Here is a 23456-nt window from a genome sequence, read left to right on the forward strand (position 1 = left end):
CTACCTACTTTAGCCGCGTAACATCGGTAATTAATCAGCGTAATAAGTATTGCCAATAAAGTCCACGAGTATTGCAAGTAACTCTCACGAGTATTGCAAGTGTGGCTCGCGAGCCGTACAAGTGTCGCTCATGAGCCGTGCAAGTGTGGTTCACGGACTTGTTTTGCAAGCCTTGCAAAACAAAAAAGCCGGACTGGGAAACTCTTCCCGTCCGACCCTTCTATTCATTTTCAATGTCCTCAGTCAGACATCATTTGGCATAAAACGTATTAAACGAATGGCCTTGTAGACTTACAGTCAGGTACTTGCCACCCAACTGAACTGTCAGCTGACGGGCATCATCGTTGAAATTGGCAGCTACAACCAGATATTTGTTATCCGGCGTAAGCAACAGCATGGCAGGCAGCCCATCCTCACCTTTTTCTCTATAAGCCAACACCTTAGTACCTGCAACAACTTTGTTGCTGAAGTGTTTCACGGCATAGTATTCGGGAGTATAAGTAGCGGCTCCTGTCTTCGAATCCACCCGAATCAAAGCATTCTGTTTCCATCCCCAGGCACTGGTACCTTCGTCGCACAGGATGGCATTCCAGATGGTATATTCTTCGCAACCATTCCCCAGATAGTGATTTATCAGATGGAAAGTATGCTCGGCAGCTTTCCAGTCGAACGTACCCGAACCACATTCACTTTCGGTCTGCATGTATTTATAGTCGGGATACTTCTTACGGATTTCGGGCAAAATCTGTCCGCCCCACCACTGGAAACCGATTCCCTCAACAGCATCTTTCATACGGGGATCGGACAAGACACGGTCGACCAGCTCGATACGATTCGTATTCAGCGTACCCAGGTAAAGTTGTACATCGGGCAACTGTTTCTTCAGCGTAGGTGCCAGATACTCTACATTGAAACGGATGATGCCTTCGGGTGTCCAGGCACAAGCAGGATAGATGGAATAAGCCCACGGCTCGTTCTGGAACATGACCCGATTGACAGGAACCCCCAGTTCACGATAGGCCGACACAAACTTGCAGAAGTAATTGGCATAGGTTTGCAAATAACGTGGATCCTGGATAAAGTAGTCGTTCTCGGTAACCTGCTTGGGATAGAAACGCTTGTCTACATTCTCCACTCCTTCGTAAAGGGCTATTTCGGCTTCGGCAGGCAGACGGTTGACCTTGGCATTGCTCTTGACGGAATAATAATGGTTCACCTTCATCCAGGAAGGAGGCGACCAGGGAGAAATCCAGAACGTCAGGTCGGGATTTACCTTCAAGGCACGCTTCACGTAAGGGATAAGCGTCTGACGGTCGCGGTCGATGTTGAAGTATTTCAACGTAAAGTCGCCCGGCACTTCGTCACAACTGTACCAGTCGCGTGCATAGTCGTTGGCATTCATGGGGATACGTCCCATCGTAAACTTCAACTCACCACCGGGAGCAAAAATCCGATTCAACACTTCTTCCTGGCCTTCCAACGGCAGCATGTTCAAAGCATCCCAGCCCAGTTCGTTAAAACAGGTCCCCCACTTCTGGAAGGTCTGTATGCAATCCGTGCCATCCGTTTTCAGCAAAGGAGCCTCCTCACACTTGGCCTGGAGTTTCACTTTCGCTTCCTTCCAGACGTTTCCTTCGGTACTGCTAATCCACACCATGGATTGAGCGTACATACCCGACAGGCTGAATAAAAGCCCACCGAGCAAAAAGATTTTTTTCAGATTCATGGTTCTCTATTTAAAGTTAGTATTCCTATTTTACCGCAAATGGATTTCCTGTCTTTTGCGACCGATGAAATCCTTGAAACGTTTTATCAGCTTCTGGTATTTCTTCTCTCCGGCTGCATTTCTGTTTTCCTGCGGATCGAGCCTGTAGTCAAACAGCGCCTCGTCCACTACACGGCTTTGTGATTTGTCGTACCACTCGGCATAACTGAATTCCGGCGTTACTACATTCACTCCTTTTCCCCACTGAATAAAAGCACAATCACGATGTTTTGCTTCAGGATTCTTCAGCACCGGCAGAAAGCTGCGCCCCTGCAGATGTTCGGGCAACGTGATGCCGCAAACCTCGCACAAAGAAGGATAGATATCTACAAACTCCACAATGCTACGGCTCTGTCCTGATGCTGCGTCCGGACAACGAACCATCAGCGGAGCATGAGTAGCTTGCTGAAGCAACGTATGCTTTCCCCAAAAGTCATGTTCGCCCAAGTGCCAGCCATGATCGCCCAGCAACACCACAACCGTATTATCGGCCAGTCCCAACCGCTCCAGTTCATCCAATACCAGTCCGATTTGTGCATCGACAAAACTGACACAAGCATAATAGGCATGACAGGCCTCGCGATGGAAGTCCTCGGCCGAAGTATCGGTCACCCGTGTATACTGGAATATCTCCCTGGAACCTTGCACCTGCTCGGACAAGCCCTCGGGACGGTAGCGGTTATCGGCAATCTTGATGTCCTCCCTCCGATACAGATCCCAGTATTTCTTTGGAGCGATGAACGGCAAATGAGGCTTACGGAATCCGACAGCCAGGAAAAACGGACGGTCCATCTCTTTCAGACGATTCAACTCGGCCACCGCTTTACGGGCTATCTGATTGTCTTCGTAGCAACTGTCGGGCACATCGGCCGCTTCGCAATAGGGGCCACGATGACTTTGCGGATGAAGTTCGGCTTCGGGAATTTCCGTCTTCCATACATTCCACTTGTTGTACAAAGCCCAGTCGCCACTGGCCGGACTCACAATCCAAGGCGATTCGCTCCAGCTGTCTGTCCGATCATCGAAATGATGGAACACCTTGCCAAGGGAAAGCGTATAATACCCGGCATTCTTAAACGCCAACGGCAAAGTGACCACGCCGGGCAGATCTTTCTCCGAACGGGTTTCAGCATCCACAAAACGACCCTCGACAATATCGGGATATACTCCCGTCAGCAAACTGGAGCGGGAAGCTCCGCTCACCGGTACGTTGCAATAAGCCTTCTGGAAGACTACCGACTGCTCTGCCAACTTGTCAAGATGAGGTGTAATGGCCACATCGCTACCATAGCATCCCAACTCCGGACGCAAATCATCTACCACGATGAACAGCACATTTTGTTTTTCCTGAGCCTGCAAGGCAGATACGGACAGACACGAAGCAGCCAGCAAGACTGCCCGGGAGGGTTTACGATAGAAGAAGGAAGGATAGAACATAATACCAAAGTTTTGATTTTTAAGAAAACGGCATGCAGCCAGCTTTAGTTGTCCAAACTACGCTTGCGCCACAATGCCTCTAAATAATAATAATCGGCATACGAAAGAGGTACATCCACTTCGCTCTCGTGAGGAGCAGAACCGGTGGAATGCAAAAGCAGGAAGCCATAGTTTGCCCCGTATTCCGACTGATAAGATCGGTTCAGACTATCAATTATCTTATCGGCTGCTGCCTTATACTTCTTGCCTTTCTCCATATCGGCATACTCCGAAAGTTCGTACAAGCCTGAAGCTATGATCGCAGCAGCCGAAGCATCACGAGGGACATCCGGAATGCCGGGAGCTTTCATATCCCAGTAAGGCACACCGTCTTCGGGCATATTGGACCAAGACAATATGAAATCGGCAATAGCCTCGGCCTGGCGTAAATAAGCAGCCTCTTTCGTAAAGCGGTAGCACAGAGTATATCCATACAGTCCCCAACCCTGTCCACGACTCCAGAACGAATCATCCGAATAGCCCTGATAGGTGCACTTCATACGGGCTGCACCTGTAGCCGGATCATAATCCACCACATGATAGGAAGAATAATCACTACGGAAATGGTTCTTCATCGTTGTATTGGCATGGTTCACGGCCACTCTCCAGTAAAGAGAATCACCTGTCAGCTGAGTAGCGCTGAACAGCATTTCCAGATTCATCATATTATCTATAATGACTGGATACTTCCAACGATCCCGGTTGAAGTCCCAGGAACGAATACACTTCACACGATCATCGTAACGCGAAACCAAAGTCTTGGCAGCCTGTATCACCACATCCTTATAAGAACGTTCTCCTGTCCACTGATAAGCCTTTCCAAAACTGTTATTCACCATAAAGCCCAGATCGTGCGTACCCTTATAACGCTTCACTTCTTCCAGTGGCCAGGTGAAACTGATGGCCTGCTGACGCCAATAATCGTTGTTCGTATAAGCATAAACATGCCACAAACTGCCCGGAAAGAACCCTGAGCACCAGTCGTAAGGCGATACCAATGCCAACGATCCATCCTTGGCAATACTACGCGGAATCACTTTCCTTTTACAGATATTATCTTTCTGTTTCTTTGCCTTGTTGGTCGCAGCAATAGCAAAATCCAACTGCCGGCAAGCAAAAGCAAAAGCATTATCCACGGACGAAGGAACCGCATACAACAAATTAAAACGGTCTTTCCAGTCAATTATCCGATGTGTGTCATATACCTTCAAGTACCCTCTACGGTTGGTGTCAAGATATACGGCTGCCCGATAAAGGTCCTGATACAACTTTTGTTGCGTACAATCCCATCCATCGTCTTGTCGATAAGGCCATTCACTTACATCTTTTCCGGCAAATTGTGCCAGATAATCCATCGCATCGTAAAGGCTACGTCCGTCCGACGACTCAAGGCCATCAATCTGCAATCCCCGATGCTTGGCCATCAGACAGATATCAATCAAATAATGCAGATTACGCTGTGAAGCATCAAAAGAGTGTTTACAGTCCAGTTCATAAGGTTGTTTCCCCGACGGCTCTATCTGCTTGAAAATACGTTTGACAGGAATTGATTCTATCACTTTATCAGCCACTTCCTTTTTACCTATATATAAGGCATAAGCTATGACTTGCGCATCGTAAGCCGTTCCCCGATGGCCGGCCCATGCCTTCGCATCCACTTCTTGTGAAGAGGCTTGCATACCGTCCAGTAAATCAGCGAACCAGGCTTTCAACCTCTTAGCATCTTTGGAAGTCAGCTGGCTGGAAGCTTCGAGCAACTGTACAGCATCCAGCATTTCAATGAACGGATAGGTTTCGAGTACATCAAAATTGTCCGGAGTCATCCGGGTATTCTTATCCAGGAAATTCGTCCGTATCAGCTCAACAGCCTTTTGAGCATAAATTTCTTCCTCACTAAAAAAGTATGCCAAAGCCAATGTTGTGATTCGATCGGAAATCATATCCACCCGCTTACATGAAGATTCACATTCAACTCCGGATAACGGTTGTTGTGTATCCACAGTGTCGGCTCCGATCTTTAAATATCCATCCGCTTGCGTTTTCAGTTCCTGCAGCGAAGCGGCATAATAAGCATCCTGCACCGACTGCTTGACATCCGTCAGATGATTTCTATCCCAAACAGACTGTGCATGCAATGAAAGTGAACAGCAGGAAATAACAAAAACACGTAATATCGATCTCAAATTCATAGCCCCATCCTATTAATAATTAATCCTATTAGCAAATTTTCTCTCCTTGGCCCATGTATCTTCCGATACTTTTAACCAATTGCCCAATTCTGTTTTTAAAAACTCAGCCTGTTTTTCAGGAATCTCTTCCAGTGTCAGCGAAGTCTGCTGATAAGGATCTTTTATATTATCGAACAACAGATAATTGCCATCCTTTTGTACCACATAAGAATAACGGTCGGTACGCACTCCTTTCTCTTTCAGCATAAAGTAGAAAGAAGACTGAGGCTTCTGGACGCTACCAAAATCACCGGTAAGAATGCCCTGAGAATAATTTTTCCCTTTCACCGTATCAGGAAGTCGGTCAGCCAGTCCCAGCATGCCCAACAAAGTTGGCATAATATCCTGTGCTCCTATCATCAAATCATTTATTTGCGGTTTCAGTTGCGCCGGGTAACGCATTATGAATGGAATCAGCAAAGCCTCATCATAGATCACACCTTTGGCCATTCTGCCATGGCTTCCCATCATTTCTCCATGATCGGCAGCAAATATCACCAATGTATTATCAGTCAGTCCCTCCTCATCCAAAGCATTCAGAACCCGGCCAATCTCATCATCGATGCATTTAACCAATGAAAAATAAACCTTGGCTTCCAGTGATAACCTCTCCAAATTTTTCGCTTGTTTGCCTTCGCCATACTCTACATTGGGACGAAGCAACAATTCCTTAGAACCTAAGTCCTTATAATATTTATTAAAGACCTCTTCCCGGCAATCGCTTACACTGGAATAGGGTGTATGAGGAGGATTCAAACTCCAAAACAGGCTGAAAGGTTTAGACGAATCCCGTTCCCCTTCACGGTTTTTTAAATACTTAATTACAACATCAGCCTCAACTTCCGAAGTAAAACGGTGATAAAAATAAGCCTCTCCATCCTTCTTCCCTCCGACCAATTTCGGACGGTTGGAATAGGCCACCGCATTGAAATGATTATCCCTCAACTGCTGGAACCAGAACTTATTACTTTTACGACCTCTTCCTTCCGGAATGTAAGTATCATAATTATAGGTATAATGTCCTCCTGGCTCTTCTGTAGTACCTACATAATTTCCTTTTTTATCGAATAAAGGTTCGGTACGGTGCCAATGCGTTTTGCCTACGTAAGCGGTCTCATATCCCGATGCTGCCAGCACGTCTGTAAAACAAACAATACTGTCTGGAATGCCTTGCTTTTTCCCTTTAAAACAATTTGTATCTACCCCATTTTTCTCAGGGAACATTCCTGTCATTAACATGGCACGATGAGGACTGCTTAAAGGGCAAGTACTACAGGCACGACTAAAGACAACGCCCTGTTTAGCCAATCGATCCAAATTGGGCGTATGAACAGGATCACCCACGGTACTCAAAACATTACGATATGCCGGATCGCTCCATAAACTCAATGCATTCAACCGATATTGGTCTGCAAATATGTACACCAGGTTTGGTCGTTGTTCCTGTCCGAATGCCTGCGTAAATACTCCAACAGCAAATGTAAAAGGAAGTCCCCATTTTATTTTATCAAAACAAAACTCCATATTCTTCTATTTATTAAAAAACATCCATAGTTTTATTTCATCACTTTTGTAAATTGGCAGCTAAGTTAAACTTTTTCCCGTCAATCATTACTGTAACCTCTACACCATCCTCCTGAAAATGTTTGTTCGAAAAAGATGCATATATTTTCGGGGCGTTATCAGCGTTCTTCACCGGATAAATAACAGAGATATAGCGCACTGCATCTTTCCCTTTCTTTTCAACATCCAGCGTAACAGCTTTACGAGGTACCCGCTTCCGATAGGCAGTAGAACGCCATCCTTCCACTTCGTTCATCACGGCTTTTTGCTCAGGAAAGCACTGTAACTTTACATTGCTGTCCCCTTCGTAAGACGTTGTAATCGCAAAATCTGCTTTATCTATAGAAACTTCTCCTTCAGCCAAATGATAGTTCAGATTCACTGTGCCAGTGGCTGTACCCACCGCTTCATCTACAATCACAAAAAACTTCTGATCGACAAAAAAGACCGTCCGCCGATGTTTCAGGTCGGCATAACTTGGATTCTCTGTCACCAGAATCTGCACATCGCCTTCCGGCTTCCAAAGTTTTGTAACCGACTGCGTTGTTTCCAGATTCTTGCCATCAAGTGTCAGTGTATTGTGCGAAGCTGTCCGTCGGAACCAGTTTCGAAGCTTCATCACTTCACCATGTCCGGCATAGATATACGAACCACTGTCCGGAAAAAGATTACGACCATTCACCCAAAGTTCGAAAGTGCCATTATCGGGCTGGCAATGCCATTCTCCCTTGGGTCCGGCTTTTACAACCATTACCGTAGCATCTTGTTTCCAACCTGTTCTAAACGTAAAGAAGCCTGATTCCTTTGCCGCATGAGACAAGTAAGGTAAAGGAGTTCCTTCACGCCCTTCGGTTGCATAAAAACGAATCCATTCGCAATCGGGAAATAGCTGAAGCCATTCTTTATAGTTTCGGATTTCTCCAGAACGTTCACCCAACTTGGCATCACTGAAACAAGGGTTTGTATAATCAGGGAAACAAATATTCGAATAGAACTCAATCATATTTTTTATTGTCTGTGCATATTCTTCCGGAAACTCCTGGCGGAATCCGTTTACATCGGCCATGCGAAGTGCTTTACAAAAGATATTAATGGCCGCCAGATGATAATGAGGATCCAGTTCAAACTGTCCTCCATCGGCATATACCTGTTTCTTTATTTCCCGGTTCAGCACCTCAATACCGCTCTTTCTCCACTTCTCCGCATCTTTCAGCTCCGGAAAAAAGGTACCTGCATATACCATACGCTGTGCTTCAAACAATAAGTGATTGCCTTGTTTGGTGTAATGCTTCAATATATGAGCGGCATGACGATGATAATTCACCAGAAATTCTGTCAGGAACTCCGGAGTAAAGAACTTCGACGAATTAAAAAACAAAAACTGAGGTATCTGATCCTGTATGCGGTGACTGACTTCCAGCGGTCGCCAGGCATAACGCATATTCTCTTTATCTCCTTTCAGATTACCTTCAATGACTTGCTGAAAATCATCATCGTTTATTTCAATTAAAGGATTCTTTTTAATCCAGTCCATATATTGAAACACCCATTCACGAGCATATTTCTCATCTCCAGATACCCGATATACCTTTCCCATAGGTGTAAACCACTTGTGACGATGCAATTGCCAGCGCAATTCATTATCTTTCACCGGCCAATACTGCCAATCTATATCTTTGCCATAATTGAAAGAAGGCTGATATCCTTCGTGTACAAAAAAGGTATGCTCCAATGCATCATCGGCCCATTGCCAGTCTCTTTTCGAGGCTTTGATATGTTCTAAGTCCAAATCAGGATAAACTATTCCGGAACGGTTTCTGTAATAATCCAGCAAAAGCTCAGCGGCCTCTTTCCATTGTTGTCTTCCACAGGCATCTTTCACTTTCTCCAATCCGGGATAATCCAAATTCAGCAAATCAAAAACTTCCGTCCGCAATGTTTGCGCCTGGATTAGGGCAGAAAACAGACTAAAGCAGACAACTAAAATAAATCTCAAAGTTTTCATGGTATCAATCCTCACTACAAATTTGCAAATCTGATAAAAAATAAGGTTACACAGACTTCCACACCATTTTTCAATTCATGTCCATCTGTGTAACCTACTTTAAACAATCTTATTACCTGTCCAGACAATTATTACCAACCCGGATTCTGTCCCAAATTGGGATTCTTGAACCGTTCTGTATTAGCAATCGGATAGAAATATAAATTGTCTGTTATGGTACGTGATTCCAATAAGAATTTGGTATATTCAAAGTCATCACCATTCTTCACTACCTTAACGCCATAAATATCAGCTGTCTCGTCCAGATCCTTCCAACGACGAACATCCCAAAAGCGATGACCTTCGAAAGCCAACTCTACACGACGTTCATTCTTCAGACGCTTTACGAAATCTGCTTCACTCATTCCGCTCGGCAGTTCGGGCATATTTACATCTGCACGGGCACGCACCTGATTGACAGCTTCACGCGCACTCAAAGGAAGTTCACCATCCTTATAATCCGGATTATGGAAAGCATTCACCATTGCTTCTGCATAGTTCAGCAATACTTCAGCATAACGGAACAGAATCCAGTTATGGTTTTTAGCAGTCACTTTGCTACCAGACTCAAAACTGATGGAATTATTGACGTACTTCTGCAAATAATAACCTGTTATTGTAGCATTTTCAATCGGAAGTCCGTTAGCTCCTCCTTCCCAGATTTCAACATTGTTAACCGGCCACTTCATATTATTGTAAACGATAGTCATTCCCATACGAGGGTCACGGTTCGCATAAGGATTGGCTTTCATGGCAGGATTGCTCCAATCAAAAGCTGAGCCGTCTGTCATTTCATAAGCATCCACCAAATTCTGAGTAGGACAAGTGGAAGTGCTACCGCCTTCTACTCCCATCGGGAAGTTAGCCTTCTCAAAATCTCCGTTCTCACCAGTGGCACGAGCTAAAATAACTTCGGCAACTTTGTTATTGGTATCATTGAACAAATCGGAATAATTCACCAGTTTATAGCCCAGCTCGGAAGAAGAGCCAATGATTTCATAAGCAGCCTTGGCTGCTTTTTTCCAGTTCTCCGCATTGTCACTGCTATACAACGGACTTGCCATATAGAGCAACATACGTGCTTTTAAAGCCAATGCCGTACCTTTGGTAACGCGACCAGTCTCTGCATCCGGAAAACTCTTGTAATCCACCGGCAAATAGTTAGCTAAATCAGAACATTCGTCCACAATGAACTGTGCAATCGTCTCAAAGGTAGCGGGAGTAACCTGATTAGCTTCTTCCTGTGTCAATACTTCTGTAACAAAAGGAACATTATGATAGCGTCTGATCAACTCAAAATAGAAATAAGCACGCAGGAACCGTACTTCGTACTTGTAATTGTTAAAGCACTTCATCATATTCTCATATTCATCGGAATATTTCCAGTCATCGAAAGTCAGATTAGCTGTCTCTGCCAGATACAAATTGGCAGCCCGAATGCCTGTGTAATAATTGCTCCACTGATCATCAACCGTATTGTTCGCAGACCAAGTACCGTTCACAAACCGTTGAATGTTGGAAGAATCGTATATATGAATAGCATCATCTGTCGCAGCATCGAGCATAGCTCCGTCTATCGAACAGAAATCGGCTTTCAAATATCCATAAATGTTCGTCACCAACTGTTTTACACGAGTATAACTATCCAGAACATCCTCTTTGGTATAGTTATCGGACTCATCACAATCCATAAAGTCGCATCCAGTAAGCGTAAACAACGACAGAAGCAATGCAAGTCCTTTTATTTTAATATTCTTCATCTTAATCACGTTTTATTAAAACTTCAAATTAAAACCAAACGCATATTGTCTCATTGTAGGATGAGCAACGCCAATAGACTCTGGATCGGCAATATCAATTCCATCCACACAGAACAGATCGTGTCCACGACCAAAGATCTTTATACCTTTTACAAAAGCAATGTTCTTCAGCCATTTTTCCGGCAACTGATAATATACTTCCAACGTTCTCAATTTCAAGAACGAAGCATCGGCTACCCACAAAGAATTGGTATTATAGTTATTATCAGATCCTTGCGTAGTCAGACGGGGCAATGTTCCATTCGGATTGCTCTCGCTCCAACGGTTGTCCCAATAATATTGAGATATGGTATTGTTCGATACCAACGGGCGATATACACTCTTCGTATCCAATATTTTACTATAATTGGCAGCTCCTTGGAAATAAGCAGTAAAACCTAATCCCTTATACTCCGCACCCACATTAAATCCGTAATAGATTTCCGGACAAGTTTCATTATATCCTAAAGCCACTTGGTCGTATTGGTCAATACGCTTGTCACCATTCTGATCTTTAAATTTCAAATCACCGGGACGAACATCTGACAAATATTGTTTAACATCACGCTGATCAATTTCTTCCTGGCTTTGATAAATACCTTCCACTTCATAACCGAAAATCTGTCCAACTGAATGACCGGTACGTTTTAAATAATCATACGGACGGTATTCTTCATTCATCTCAATAATTTCATTACGGGCAAATGAGAACTGTCCACCGATTTGATAAGTAAAATCTCCGATATGATCGGTCCAGTTAGCAGCTACATCCACTCCGTAACTGTTGATAATACCATCATTCCGTTTAGGAACAGTCATACCAAATACCGATGAAATCGCTCCACTACCGTCAACCAAAATATCGGTACGATGATCATAATATCCGTCAACGGTCAAAGACAATTTATTCCAAGCCATCAAATCAACACCCACGTTCAGCTTATGAGACTTTTCATAAGTCAACCCGTCCACCGCAATGCGATATTCTTTCATTCCAGACTGGCTGGCAGGAGTATCTTTGAAATAATAGCTGTTTCCACTGCCAAAATAATATTTATACAGATTAGCATCAAAATCTGCACGTCCTGCTATACCATAAGATGCTCTCAGCTTCAACAAATTCAGATTATCCGATTTCAACCAATCTTCTTCTGAAAGTATCCATCCTGCTCCGATCGAAGGAAATATTCCCCAACGGTTACCCGGTTCCAAAACACTTGATGCAGAACCAGACAAGGCAAAATCTAAAATATAACGATTTTTATAAGTATAGTGACCTTGAGCTACTACATCCATAAACGCATATTTATTATTTTGATCACGTCCCGTTTTCTTATCCATGGAATACAACAATACAGCATTCAATTTATGTTCTCCCCAATTACGGTCATAATTGACCTGAGTATTAAAGTTAAAATGCGTATCCATTGTCTGAAGATAAGTGCTAAACTCATAATCAGTTTCTTCACGCAACTTTGTATAAGTATCTGCTGCGCCATCCCATCCTTTTACTGCCGACTGATAGGCATACGTACGTACATTTCCTTCACGATAGAATCCATAACTGTCATAACCAACATTTACAGTGGCTGACAAACCTGGCAATAAGAAATTCAAATCCTGGTTAATACTCATATCTGCATATAAGGTACGCCCCTGTGTACGTAAATATCCGGAACCTGCAATGTTTGCGATCGGGTTATTGGAATACACAGTTGTTCCCCCCCATATATCCTGCGAAGTTTTAATAGGGAAAGCACCAGAAGGGACCTGATACAACGCTCCGAACACATCGGAGATATCACTTTGAGGACGATTGTTCTCAGAGAAAACTCCCAGCAAGTTCAACTTCACTTTCGTCGTATTGCTCACCTTGATATCCAGATTGGTACGAATATTCATTTTAGAGTATTTCAACTGTGTAGAGTATCCGTCGTTCTCCTCAGTAGGCTGATAAATACCCAAATTATTCAGGTAATTCAACTGTACATAATACTGCACCCTTTCACCACCTCCACTAATCGAGAAATTCACATTGTTGCCATAAGCATGATCGCGCAATGCTTCATCCCACCAATTCACATTGGGATAGAATTCCGGATACGTCTGTTCACGGAAGGCATCCAGTTCACGCTGGCTGTAACGAGGAGACAGTCCATCATTCTTCATGCCTTCGTTCAGCGCTTGCGCATACGTATATCCATCTACAAAATCAGGCAAACGATTAGGAGTAGAGAAATTAAACTCATATCCAAAATTAATTACCGGAGCATGAACTGCACCACGTTTGGTCTTAATATATACTACTCCATTGGCTCCACGAATACCGTAAAGTGCCAACGATGCAGCATCTTTCAGAACTGTAACCGATTCGATTTCTTGGACGGTCAAAGAAGATATTTCCCGCTCAAATCCATCTACCAGAATCAACGGCGTACTGCTGTTGCTGGTTCCTACTCCACGTATATATAAGGTAGCGCCATCGTCCCAGGCGTATCCTCCGTTTTGAAGGACTTGCAATCCTGGAATTAGTCCATACAATGAATTCGACGGGTCAATACTGGTCTTATGCGAAATCTGTTCGGATGTAGCCATTGCCCCTGCGACAGTCGATTCCTTCATATTGAAAGAAATACCTCGTCCATATTGTTGAATGCTGTCTGTTACTTGTGCCGTTGCTACGCATGGCAACAGTAAAAAAGCAGCGATAAATTTCATACTTCTTTTCATAAGTACATTCTTGTTACTTTGTTCATTGAATCATCTTTTGTTATTCCCATCCAGGGTTCTGCACAAGGCCATACCCCTTGTTCACCTCGTTGCTAGGGAAAGCACTCAAATACCATTTAGGAGAGAAACCACCGGGTTTCTGCCAAGCTCGTTCTGCCAATTGCGGGAAAGAGAAATCGTATTCTAAAGTATTCTTATTACGATAGACATTGATACCATGTAGATGCTTTGTAAAGTCTGCTTCACGTTTCCAGCGAATCAGATCGAAGAAACGTACTTCTTCCCAAGCAAACTCACAAGCGCGTTCACGAAGCACAGCCTCACGAAATTCTGTCTTTTCGTCTTGCTCACCTTTCAGGACCAGTCCCGGCAGTCCGACACGAGCTCGTACTGCATTGACATACTGATAAGCCTCACTTGTACGTCCACATTCGTTCAAAGCTTCGGCGTACGACAAGTAAACCTCTGCCAGACGCAAATATGGCCATTGAATAATACGTCCCTTATACTCATTCTTACGGTCAAGAGCAAATTTACGACCAGCTATACCAGTAGCCAAAGACTTGGTATCCAAAGAAGCAGCACTACTGTTCCAATGTTTGCCGGCAGGATAATTATTGGGATCATCGCCTTTCTTCTGGAAAACTTCAGCTTTTGTACCCTGGAAGTCATCACCATCCAGCAAAATAGTCTCACTCAAACGAGGATCACGATTTATGAAAGGATTCTTACGGTGTTCCGGGTTATCCCAATCAAAATCAGTACCATCGGCCATAGGGAACATATCAAAACTTTCCTTGGTCGGGCACCAGCCACCCCAACGCATGGACTGTAATAAAAAAGAAAGATTGCTAGTCTTATAATGTCTGCGGACCGAAACCAGAGATTCGGTAGTACCACGTGTATAGTAAGCATCCTGGAATGCCTGACGGTACGTACCCGATGTATTCTTATCGACTAAACGATAGAATCCTTCACTAGCCATTGCATCAAAAAACTCCTTACCGGCTGCAGCGGCTGCTTCCCAGCGTTTCTGGTCATATCCGCCAAACCAAGTCATCAGTTGCGTAGAAGCTTCTCCCTGATAATAAGGAGAATCGGAATTAAATAACGGACTGGCAACAAACAACAACGTGCGAAGTTTCAAACCCATAGCCGATGCACGCGTCAGACGGCCACTCCAGTTGCTCAAGTCATCACCGGTCAGTGCCCAAGGTAATTCCTTACAAGCAATAGACTCATCCAACAATTTTACAATAAAATCAACTGTTTCCTGTAGGGTGGCACGAGCCGGCAAATTGGTTTCTTCGACATCGATGGCATGATCGACAATAGGCAAAGCACCAAAATGACGCAACATTTCCGAATACTGCAAAGCTATAATAATCTTGGCTTCAGCCTTCAGACGCAGTTTCTCACTTTCCGACATGTCAGGAACCCGATCTACATTCTTTATCAGAATCCACGCATTGCGAATGCCCTGCCAGGAATAGCGGCCCTGAAACTTATATTTAGTCGCACCTTTCGCTGCACCAGTCTTATCCTCGGATGCCGCATTGTACACACCGCTATAATAAAGTTCTTCCGGACCACCATAACCAATACAAGACTGGCCAAGGTCTGTCAAATTTTCAAGTACACCAACCCACATGGCTGTCGTTGTATTCCACCCGGTCGGGAATCCGTAAGGCATCGTATAATAACTATACCATAATACCTGTTTTGCATATTCTGCAGTAGAGAAAATGGTATCAACCGTGATGTCTCCACCTGGCGCCTTCTGAAGGAACTTTTCGCCTAAAGCAAAATCTTCACATGAAGATAAGGACACCAATAAAGACAACACCAATAGATGAATATGTTTTTTTATCCTTTTCATGATTATTCGTTTTTAGTATTTAGAAACCAACTTTCAAACCCAGATTCACTACCATTACCAGCGGATACATGATGTTACCATTTGCATCCGATTCCGGATCTACGATCTTAAGTTTATCAAAAGTCAACAAGTTATAACCTGTAGCATAAACACGTAAGTTACCTACATGTAATTTCTTCAGAACTTTCTCTGAGAAGTTATATCCAATTTCCACGTTTTTCAGACGGATATAAGAAGCATCACGCAACCACAAGTCTGAATCCAAATAATTATTGGTCTTATTTACAAACGTGATAGCAGGTGCCTTAGCCGAGTTTCCTTTTTCCGGAGTCCAGGCATCCGTTACCTGATATTTCAACAAGGAGCGTGAATTGGTTGAACCAAACGGTTCACGAAACACATCTGTCAATAAACGTGAAGTCTTTGTTGCTCCAGCCCATGTCATACTAAAATCAAATCCTTTATAAGAGAAGCCCAGATTAAGACCTCCAGTCAATAACGGATAAATAGGATATCCGATGGCTGCTTTATCATTTTGGTCAATTTTGCCATCACCATTCAGATCTTTATATTTCACATCACCGGGCAACGGAGTGTAACCGGAACCATGATCTGGTATTCCACCTTCCTTGCCTTTCAAGTTCTCGTAATTGGCTACATCTTCTTCCGAGAAGAAACCGTCGTATTTATATCCAAAGTTCTGCCCTACCGGACGACCTGTCTGACGCATATATTCATAAGGATAATTCACTTCATCCTTAAAGACCACCTTATTCTTTGCATAAGAAATATTGAAACCTATATTATAGCCAAAATCATTAATTTGATCTCTCCAGCTCAAAGCAACTTCGAAACCTTTGTTATCTACCTTACCCAAATTGGCCGTAGGTAATGTTACTGCCAAATAAGTAGGTAATACCTGACGGGTAATCAGAATGTCTTTACGGTGTTCGATAAAGTAATCAAAATTCAGTTTCAACTTGCTGCCAACAAAGTAAGCATCCAAACCGTAGTTCTGCTTGGCAGCTGTTTCCCATGTTACATAAGGATTACCGAGCTTGGACTCTTTAGCTCCTTGCAACAAGATCTGGGAAGTATTACCAAAATAGAAACTTCCCTGCCCGGTTGTATATGAATCCGGCAAATAAAGGAAACGGGAATTATCGCTGGTACGGTCATTTCCTACGATACCGTAAGAAGCACGTATCTTAAGATAGTCAAGAACCGGTTTCAAAGGTTTCATGAAATTCTCTTCTGTCAGAATCCAACCCAGAGAGAAAGCGGGGAACAAGCCAAAACGGTTTCCTGGAGCAAAATTCTCCGAACCATTATAACCGATATTCACATCTGCCATATAACGGTTGTTCCAGTCATAGGCAACACGTCCTACAAAACCAATATAGCTTCGGGGAATAGAGGCAAACTGTGAAGGTCCGCTTACATAGTAAGTCATGCTTTGATTATACATAGCCAGTGCAGACACATGATGCTTATCGAAATCACGCTTATAATTCAGAGCGAACTCCAAGTACCAGTCTCTTGCCTTACCCGGACTTTCCGAATAGCTCAAATTAGATTTATCTCCCACTCGGCGGAAATTATTGGTTCCGTCTTCATTGGCAACCACTTCATAATGCGGATACGAACAACTAAATACCTTAGTTAAAGTCATTGTATTATTATAGGAAGCTTTTACATGTGCTTTCAGTCCTTTGGTCAGGAAATCCAATTTCTGTTCCAACTGGAAGTCAAAGTTCAGTGTATTGCCATTACGCGTGTTATATCCTTTACCATAATAAGGAAACAAAGCATCGCGTACAGTACCCGGCAAGTTATGAGTTTTAGAGTCAATCCATAACCATTTTCCGTCTACTACACCAGCACCCGACATAGGCGGTGCCCAATAAATATCACGGAACAGATAACCGATATCACTACCATCATAATTAGGTTGATTTTTATTGTTCACTCGGCCACCCAAGTTAATACGCATCAAAGTAGTTTTGGTCAAATCAAAATCCAAATTCATACGATAGTTATAACGGGTATATTTGAAATTGCCGTCATACTCGTCTTCGAACGATTTGAAAAGACCATCCTGAGTAAATACACCGATAGATGCAAAATAACGCACTCTCTCCGAACCACCGGAAATAGAGAAGTTGTGTTGACTCTGCAAGGCAGCCTTTTTAATCAGCAAGTCTGTCCAATCAGTATCGGGGTAAGCCAACGGATTGCTATGAGTGCGATAAGCCTCAATGGCTTCATCTGTAAATGCCAATTGATCTTCTGCTACTCCGTCACGGCGTTGTGCATTGACATACGTTGTCGCATACTCGTAACTGTTTGCAAATTCAGGCAAACGGGTAGGCATCTGAACTGCAAAGGAAGTAGAAAAATTCATTCTCGGCTTACCTTCTGTTCCGCGTTTTGTAGTCACCAATACTACACCATTCGCACCACGTACACCAAACACTGCAGTAGACGATGCATCTTTCAAGATAGTGATATCTTCTACTTCATTGGGGTCGATCTGGTTAAAAGAACGTTCCACACCATCCACCAATACCAACGGAGCAGACAAATCGGTAGAAAGAGAACCTACACCACGTATAAAGATAGTAGGATCATCAGCTCCCGGCTGACCAGTGCTCTGAATCGATGAAAGACCAGGCATTTTACCGGTCAAGGCATTGGAAAGACTGGAAACAGGAGTTTTCAACAGTTCTTTAGAATTAACAGATGCCATAGCACCAGTAACCGTAACTTTCTTTTGGGCACCATAAGCAATGATCTGCACTTCCTGGAGTTCCTGGATACCTTCATTCAGTTTGATGTTCAGTTTAGGCTCACCTTTGTAAACAATGGTTTTGTCTTCGTAGCCCACATAAGAAATCACAAGAGTAGCTCCAACAGGGACTTCTAACGTAAAGTGACCATCTACATCCGTAATAACACCATTCGTGGTGCCTTTCACCAACACACTGGCTCCAATTACCGGACCAAAATTATCCGTCACTGTACCTGTCACCGTTTTGCGATTCTGTTGCGTGATAGCAACTGCTGTTCCTTCCGGCACAAGATTCTCTGAAGAAAAAGCTGTCTGCCCGAACAGTAAGGAGGCAGTCAACAGCCATACCTGCTTTTGAGGTATCTTCATTGGAGTGAAGAAGTTTTTCATCTCAATTAAATTTAAGTTAATAAATAATTTTAAATTCAGTACTATCGTTAATGAAAGTTGCACAAATGTAGACCTTTGTTTTCAGTAATCCGCCCTACATATATTCTAAAAAACGGTAAAAAACATACAAATACCTAACAACGCAAAAGACGTACAAAAAGCACCCTTTTAAGTACAATTTTACCCCATAGACACGTTACCTGATTTTCGGATTTCGATTTGGCTTGCAATCTTTTCCTCGCCTTATTAAGGTCCGTTTCGGTTCTACAAGTATGAGAATAACATTCTCATAACTATGAGAATAGTTTTCTCATAAGCATGAGAATGGTCTTCTCATACCTATGAGAAACTAACGGAATAAAAGAATGCGTGCAGAAACTCAGTTAACCCGATTCTGAATCCTAATTTATAGAGTTATCAGAGATTAAATGCAGCTCACATTCCACGGGCTGACCATGTTGGCAGAAGACAGTAAGCAGGGTATTCCCTTCCTGATGTTTCACAGAGAGTTTTTCGTTCTTGCAACTCAAATTCCAAACACCCTTCAACAGAATCTGTTTAACTATAACCCGACTTGGTTCCTTCGTTGTATAAGTCTTAGTACTTATATTCAGGTTAGGATCGCACACACTGATTCGGATACCTTCATTTACGCGCCGATACATTATCATCGTCTCTGCCGGTAAACGTAAAAGCAACTCGTCATCCGACAAGCTGACGGAATCGAACGCTGCGTAGGCGGTAATTACAGTCTGTGCATCGCGCACAGCATGAACCGTATTATTGCACAAAAGTACGGTATAAGTATTCTGCGCAGATATATTCTTCAAATCTTGCTCATTCGGCTGTATCCAAATCATATACTCATAACTTTCACCCTGAGGAGATTTACCATGATCAATCCAGGCCGAAGCAAACTCTCCATAGGTTACCTCTTTCGTTTTTTCATGGCGCGACTCCTGTCTGGCTATCTGTGCTCTGACTTTTCCATGTTTCACATAGTAATAATTTCCGTAAGCATCCTTCAGACAAACTGGATTCAGGGTATCTCCCATCATTTCCAATGACATACCGATTTCTGCCATCTCATTATCTCCTAATCGGATGCTCATACCGTTTCGGAATACACTTTGAAACAGTGTCGTTTCTGTCGGATAATTCTTATTGCTGTTACGAATGCCTGTTCCGAGGCATATCAACCTGTCGTTAAAACAAAAGACTGACTTACGGGCTACGAAATCGGGTGTAAAGTTCCGATAGTTCCTTTCCATCAGTTTCATGGCAAACATGCCGTTCGTACCTTCCAATGAAGAACTTCCTGAAAAATTCTCTTTGGAATGTGCCATCATTGTTCCCGTCAAGGGGTTTTCCAACAAGTCGAATGGCAAATGAATCGTAGTGGTTCCCGGTAAACGGTTCCAATCCCAGCCATTCTCCTCATATCCGCTCAACCGCCGCGAAGGTTGGCCCATAATCTGAACCGATCCGTAACTCTGATAGCGTCCGTATCTGTTATCGTTCTTATATATTTCCGATCCCCATACATCCGTATTATATCCCTTCAAAGTTACCATCCAGTCCTTACGCCTGAAAATGCCGGCCGAACCGTAATTATACACCCAAAAACCTTCGGGAGCTTTAGCCGGCCTGATGCCCTGCTCTTTGAAATAGCGTGCTTCAGGTGTATCTTTTTCACAAAGCCGAAGATAATCGGCAGCCAAATGATGATCGAACTCACGGCCTTCGCCGGACAAATCACCTGAAAGAGCCAGATAAGCAAAAGCCGCAACATCTTCCTCACCCATTGAAAAACCAAAAGGATGACGCCCGCTGAGGCCTATCCCCCATTCATATTTGTTACTATAATTACGCATGGCAATAAAAGCCGATTTTAAAACCTGCCGGGCATCAACCGTCAGTTCGTAGTCCGTATGAGTGGTGAGCGAAACAAACTGTCCAACCGTCGCCAGTACTCCCGTTGTATAGGCCGGATAAAAACCACCATGATGAAAAGTCGTTCCATCCATCTTGATACCGCCTATGGTTCCCGGCGTATATTGCAACGATGTAGACAGCCAACGCGAGAGTCCTTTCAATGCCCGTACCCGCTCTCTTTCATCTACAAACATCAAAGCTGACACGATTTTAGGCATCAGCAAGGTATGCCAGCTGTCCAGCAGTTCATCCCGTCCGTACTGGCAAGGCTTACGCGTTTCCTGCAAAGCAGACCAAAACACTAAGGCTGAAAGAATCTGGTCCTTGTCCCGATTCTGCCAAATAACCTCCCGCATCAGCCATGCTGTTTTATAAATATCGCGAACCTGATATCCATAATGATGGTTAGTCCCCATGCCGCTTCCAAAAGCAAAGCCCTGATCAATAGCATATTTCCAAACCAGAAAATAATACTCAGCAGCCTGAGAAGAAGCATTATAATACGCATCATAAGCAAAGCCAGACAACATGGTTTCCAAGTCATTCCACGAAATCTCACCTTTTTCCCGATTCAACTCGTCGGGTGCAACAAGCGGAGCCCCCACAAACCCCGAACCCGAAGGGCGGATAGCGACCTGCTGAAATACAGAATATGCGTCAGAAACAGCTTTATCCATATCACCTTTTGAAGAACAAAGCATTTCCGTCAATCTGGATTCTATCGTCTTAAGCTCTGTTTGCTCCTGCAAAGTCAATGCAGAAGATAAAGGAATATCATATTCATATTGTTCCCATTGCCAGACACGACACCAATGCCATAAATCCCTAAAATCAAAAGAATTGTTGTAAGGCATCTGCATATCCGGAGTAGTCCGGTCATTGGTTTCAGTTTCAGGGAAGAGAAGGCGGTCTAAAAAGACACGCCCTTTCCGCTGAGGAGCAACTAACCTACAGCCTGCAATATCCTTTCCTTCTTTACTACCTGCCATATGCTGAAAACCAATCCAGCAAGCACGCCAACCGGAGGAAGCCAGCCGGAACCCGAACTGATAAACAATCTTATTATCCGAAGAAAGAAATTCGAAACGGATAGAATCCTGTTGAGGAACTTCATTGTACATCCACAACGTAATGCCATATCGTTGTTTTACTTTTGACGTCAGTTCCAAAGGAGACTCTAACGGTATATACAATGCCGAACCGGGTTTATAATTCCACTCCAGGCACTTTGTTCCTTCTTTATAATAAAGAGAAGTCAACGCCAAATTGCCATTCCCGTCACACCGGAAACCAGCAGGTATTCCATCCTCAAATCCCATCACTTGTGCCGACAGATAACGAGCGACTGAGAATAACAACAAAAAACATAAGCACAATCTACGTATTATCATAGTATCTTGATTTTAAATGATCCGAATTATTTTTCCATATCTCGTTTCCGCTTCAAGGCTTCCAGAAAATAATAATCTGCATAAACCAACGGAACATCCACTTCACTTCCATGCGGAATACTGCCGACCGAATGCATCAGTAAAAATCCTCCATTCATACCTAAAGGCGAGCGATATGCCGGAGATGATAAAGATTTCAGTATCAAATCGGCCGTTTTCCGATATTGCTCTTTACGAGTATAACCGCTCAGCTCATAAAGAACCGAAGCAGTGATAGCCGCAGCAGAAACATCACGTGGTTCATGAGGGATGTTTATTGCATCATAATCCCAATAAGGAACCAAATCGTTCGGCATATTGGAATGAGTAAAAATGAAATCACACACTTTCTCGGCTTGTTTCAGATAAGCAAGATTCTGTGTATAACGATAACACATTGTATAGCCGTATATGGCCCATGCCTGTCCACGAGCCCATGCCGACTCGTCAGAGTATCCTTGAGCTGTACATCGGCTGCGTACTTCTCCTGTCTCTCCATCGTAATCGACTACATGAAATGAGCTTCCATCACTGCGAAAATGATTTTGCAACGTTTTGTCTGCATGAGATACCGCTATACGGTAGTATGTCGAATCGCCAGACATGCGAGTAGCTTCGAACAACAATTCCAGATTCATCATATTGTCAATGATAACAGGACATTTCCACCCCCTTTTCGCTTGCCAACCCGAATGCACATTCCACGACTGGATAACTCCTGCTGCAGGGCGAAAACGAGTCGACAAGGACTGTGCAGCTGAGACAATAATCGATTTATATTGTTCTTCCCCTCCTAACCGGATACCATTCAAATAACTGCAACCAATGATAAACCCTACATCGTGAGTCGACTTGTTATATTGCACTTTTTCCAATAACGCAGTGTATCTCTCTGCCAGACTTTTCCAATGTTCGTCACCCGTCAATCCATAAAGATACCACAGACTGCCGGCATAAAACCCTGCTGTCCAATCCCATCCGGCAGTTGAAGCATACACCATCGTCCCGTCAGACTTTATCGTACGAGGAATGTGATTCTCTCCTCTATCCGTCAGTTCATTTAGTTGCATAGCATACTGTTCGGTTGCAAATATCACATTTTCTGCAACAAATCCAACAGGATGATTATCCGCGATACAACTTAGAATAATCCAGCACAGTATTCCAGTACACAATCCTATTTTTATTGGCTTTTTCATAGACACATAACTTTATATTTTTCAAACGGTCAACAAAGACATTACAAATGTAACCAAAAACACATTATATGATGTAGCCTAATATTCATGATAAGGGAAAAAGCATACGTTATCTGATAAAATCGGAGAATGTACAAAAATGACAGGCAAAACGTATAAAAGAAGACCATTTTTACCTAGAAAAAACATCTCCTCTTTAATTAAAAAAACTATCTTTGCTTCTTATA

General features: G+C 43.4%; 11 protein-coding genes. All 11 read right to left on the reverse strand.

The features are described from left to right. Positions 1-250: 250 nt before the first annotated feature. Positions 251-1726, reverse strand: a complete 1476-nt coding sequence (locus Q3C19_RS11570) for a glycoside hydrolase family 30 beta sandwich domain-containing protein (RefSeq protein WP_071149031.1) — start codon at positions 1724-1726, stop codon at positions 251-253. Between the two features lie 30 nt (positions 1727-1756). After that, complete coding sequence (locus tag Q3C19_RS11575) at positions 1757-3202, reverse strand: sulfatase (RefSeq protein ID WP_302729454.1); 1446 nt, start codon at positions 3200-3202, stop codon at positions 1757-1759. 44 nt (positions 3203-3246) lie between these two features. Further along, the gene (locus Q3C19_RS11580) at positions 3247-5430 is read right to left on the reverse strand and encodes an alginate lyase family protein (RefSeq protein WP_302729456.1); all 2184 of its coding nucleotides are present in this window, start codon (positions 5428-5430) and stop codon (positions 3247-3249) included. A 12-nt stretch (positions 5431-5442) separates the two neighbouring features. Further along, on the reverse strand, positions 5443-6993 hold the full coding sequence (locus Q3C19_RS11585) for a sulfatase (RefSeq protein ID WP_302729458.1): 1551 nt from the start codon (positions 6991-6993) through the stop codon (positions 5443-5445). Positions 6994-7033: 40 nt separating this feature from the next. Then, positions 7034-9037 carry a heparin-sulfate lyase HepC gene (gene hepC, locus Q3C19_RS11590; RefSeq protein WP_302729460.1) on the reverse strand — a complete coding sequence of 668 codons (2004 nt, stop codon included), beginning with the start codon at positions 9035-9037 and terminating at the stop codon, positions 7034-7036. A 131-nt stretch (positions 9038-9168) separates the two neighbouring features. Beyond that, positions 9169-10836, reverse strand: coding sequence for a RagB/SusD family nutrient uptake outer membrane protein (locus Q3C19_RS11595; protein WP_302729462.1), 1668 nt, complete (start codon positions 10834-10836; stop codon positions 9169-9171). Between the two features lie 15 nt (positions 10837-10851). Continuing rightward, positions 10852-13605, reverse strand: coding sequence for a SusC/RagA family TonB-linked outer membrane protein (locus Q3C19_RS11600; RefSeq protein WP_302729464.1), 2754 nt, complete (start codon positions 13603-13605; stop codon positions 10852-10854). Positions 13606-13645: 40 nt separating this feature from the next. Next, on the reverse strand, positions 13646-15484 hold the full coding sequence (locus Q3C19_RS11605; RefSeq protein WP_302729466.1) for a RagB/SusD family nutrient uptake outer membrane protein: 1839 nt from the start codon (positions 15482-15484) through the stop codon (positions 13646-13648). A gap of 19 nt (positions 15485-15503) precedes the next feature. Further along, positions 15504-18644 (reverse strand): TonB-dependent receptor, encoded by a 3141-nt coding sequence (locus Q3C19_RS11610; RefSeq protein ID WP_302729468.1) that lies wholly within the window; start codon positions 18642-18644, stop codon positions 15504-15506. Positions 18645-19066: 422 nt separating this feature from the next. Continuing rightward, positions 19067-21991 (reverse strand): chondroitinase family polysaccharide lyase, encoded by a 2925-nt coding sequence (locus Q3C19_RS11615; RefSeq protein ID WP_302729470.1) that lies wholly within the window; start codon positions 21989-21991, stop codon positions 19067-19069. Between the two features lie 26 nt (positions 21992-22017). Further along, positions 22018-23229: a glycoside hydrolase family 88 protein gene (locus Q3C19_RS11620; RefSeq protein ID WP_302729472.1), complete on the reverse strand. Its 1212-nt coding sequence runs from the start codon at positions 23227-23229 to the stop codon at positions 22018-22020. Positions 23230-23456 lie beyond the last annotated feature (227 nt).

The sequence above is a fragment of the Bacteroides sp. ET489 genome, assembly GCF_030518095.1.
GTDB classification, from domain to species: domain Bacteria; phylum Bacteroidota; class Bacteroidia; order Bacteroidales; family Bacteroidaceae; genus Bacteroides; species Bacteroides ndongoniae.

Excerpts from the sequence above, each read along its gene's own strand:
- Q3C19_RS11570 (WP_071149031.1), bottom strand. The coding sequence starts at position 1,726 with ATGAATCTGAAAAAAATCTTTTTGCTCGGTGGGCTTTTATTCAGCCTG.
- Q3C19_RS11575 (WP_302729454.1), bottom strand. The coding sequence starts at position 3,202 with ATGTTCTATCCTTCCTTCTTCTATCGTAAACCCTCCCGGGCAGTCTTG.
- Q3C19_RS11580 (WP_302729456.1), bottom strand. The coding sequence starts at position 5,430 with ATGAATTTGAGATCGATATTACGTGTTTTTGTTATTTCCTGCTGTTCA.
- Q3C19_RS11585 (WP_302729458.1), bottom strand. The coding sequence starts at position 6,993 with ATGGAGTTTTGTTTTGATAAAATAAAATGGGGACTTCCTTTTACATTT.
- hepC (WP_302729460.1), bottom strand. The coding sequence starts at position 9,037 with ATGAAAACTTTGAGATTTATTTTAGTTGTCTGCTTTAGTCTGTTTTCT.
- Q3C19_RS11595 (WP_302729462.1), bottom strand. The coding sequence starts at position 10,836 with ATGAAGAATATTAAAATAAAAGGACTTGCATTGCTTCTGTCGTTGTTT.
- Q3C19_RS11600 (WP_302729464.1), bottom strand. The coding sequence starts at position 13,605 with ATGAAAAGAAGTATGAAATTTATCGCTGCTTTTTTACTGTTGCCATGC.
- Q3C19_RS11605 (WP_302729466.1), bottom strand. The coding sequence starts at position 15,484 with ATGAAAAGGATAAAAAAACATATTCATCTATTGGTGTTGTCTTTATTG.
- Q3C19_RS11610 (WP_302729468.1), bottom strand. The coding sequence starts at position 18,644 with ATGAAGATACCTCAAAAGCAGGTATGGCTGTTGACTGCCTCCTTACTG.
- Q3C19_RS11615 (WP_302729470.1), bottom strand. The coding sequence starts at position 21,991 with ATGATAATACGTAGATTGTGCTTATGTTTTTTGTTGTTATTCTCAGTC.
- Q3C19_RS11620 (WP_302729472.1), bottom strand. The coding sequence starts at position 23,229 with ATGAAAAAGCCAATAAAAATAGGATTGTGTACTGGAATACTGTGCTGG.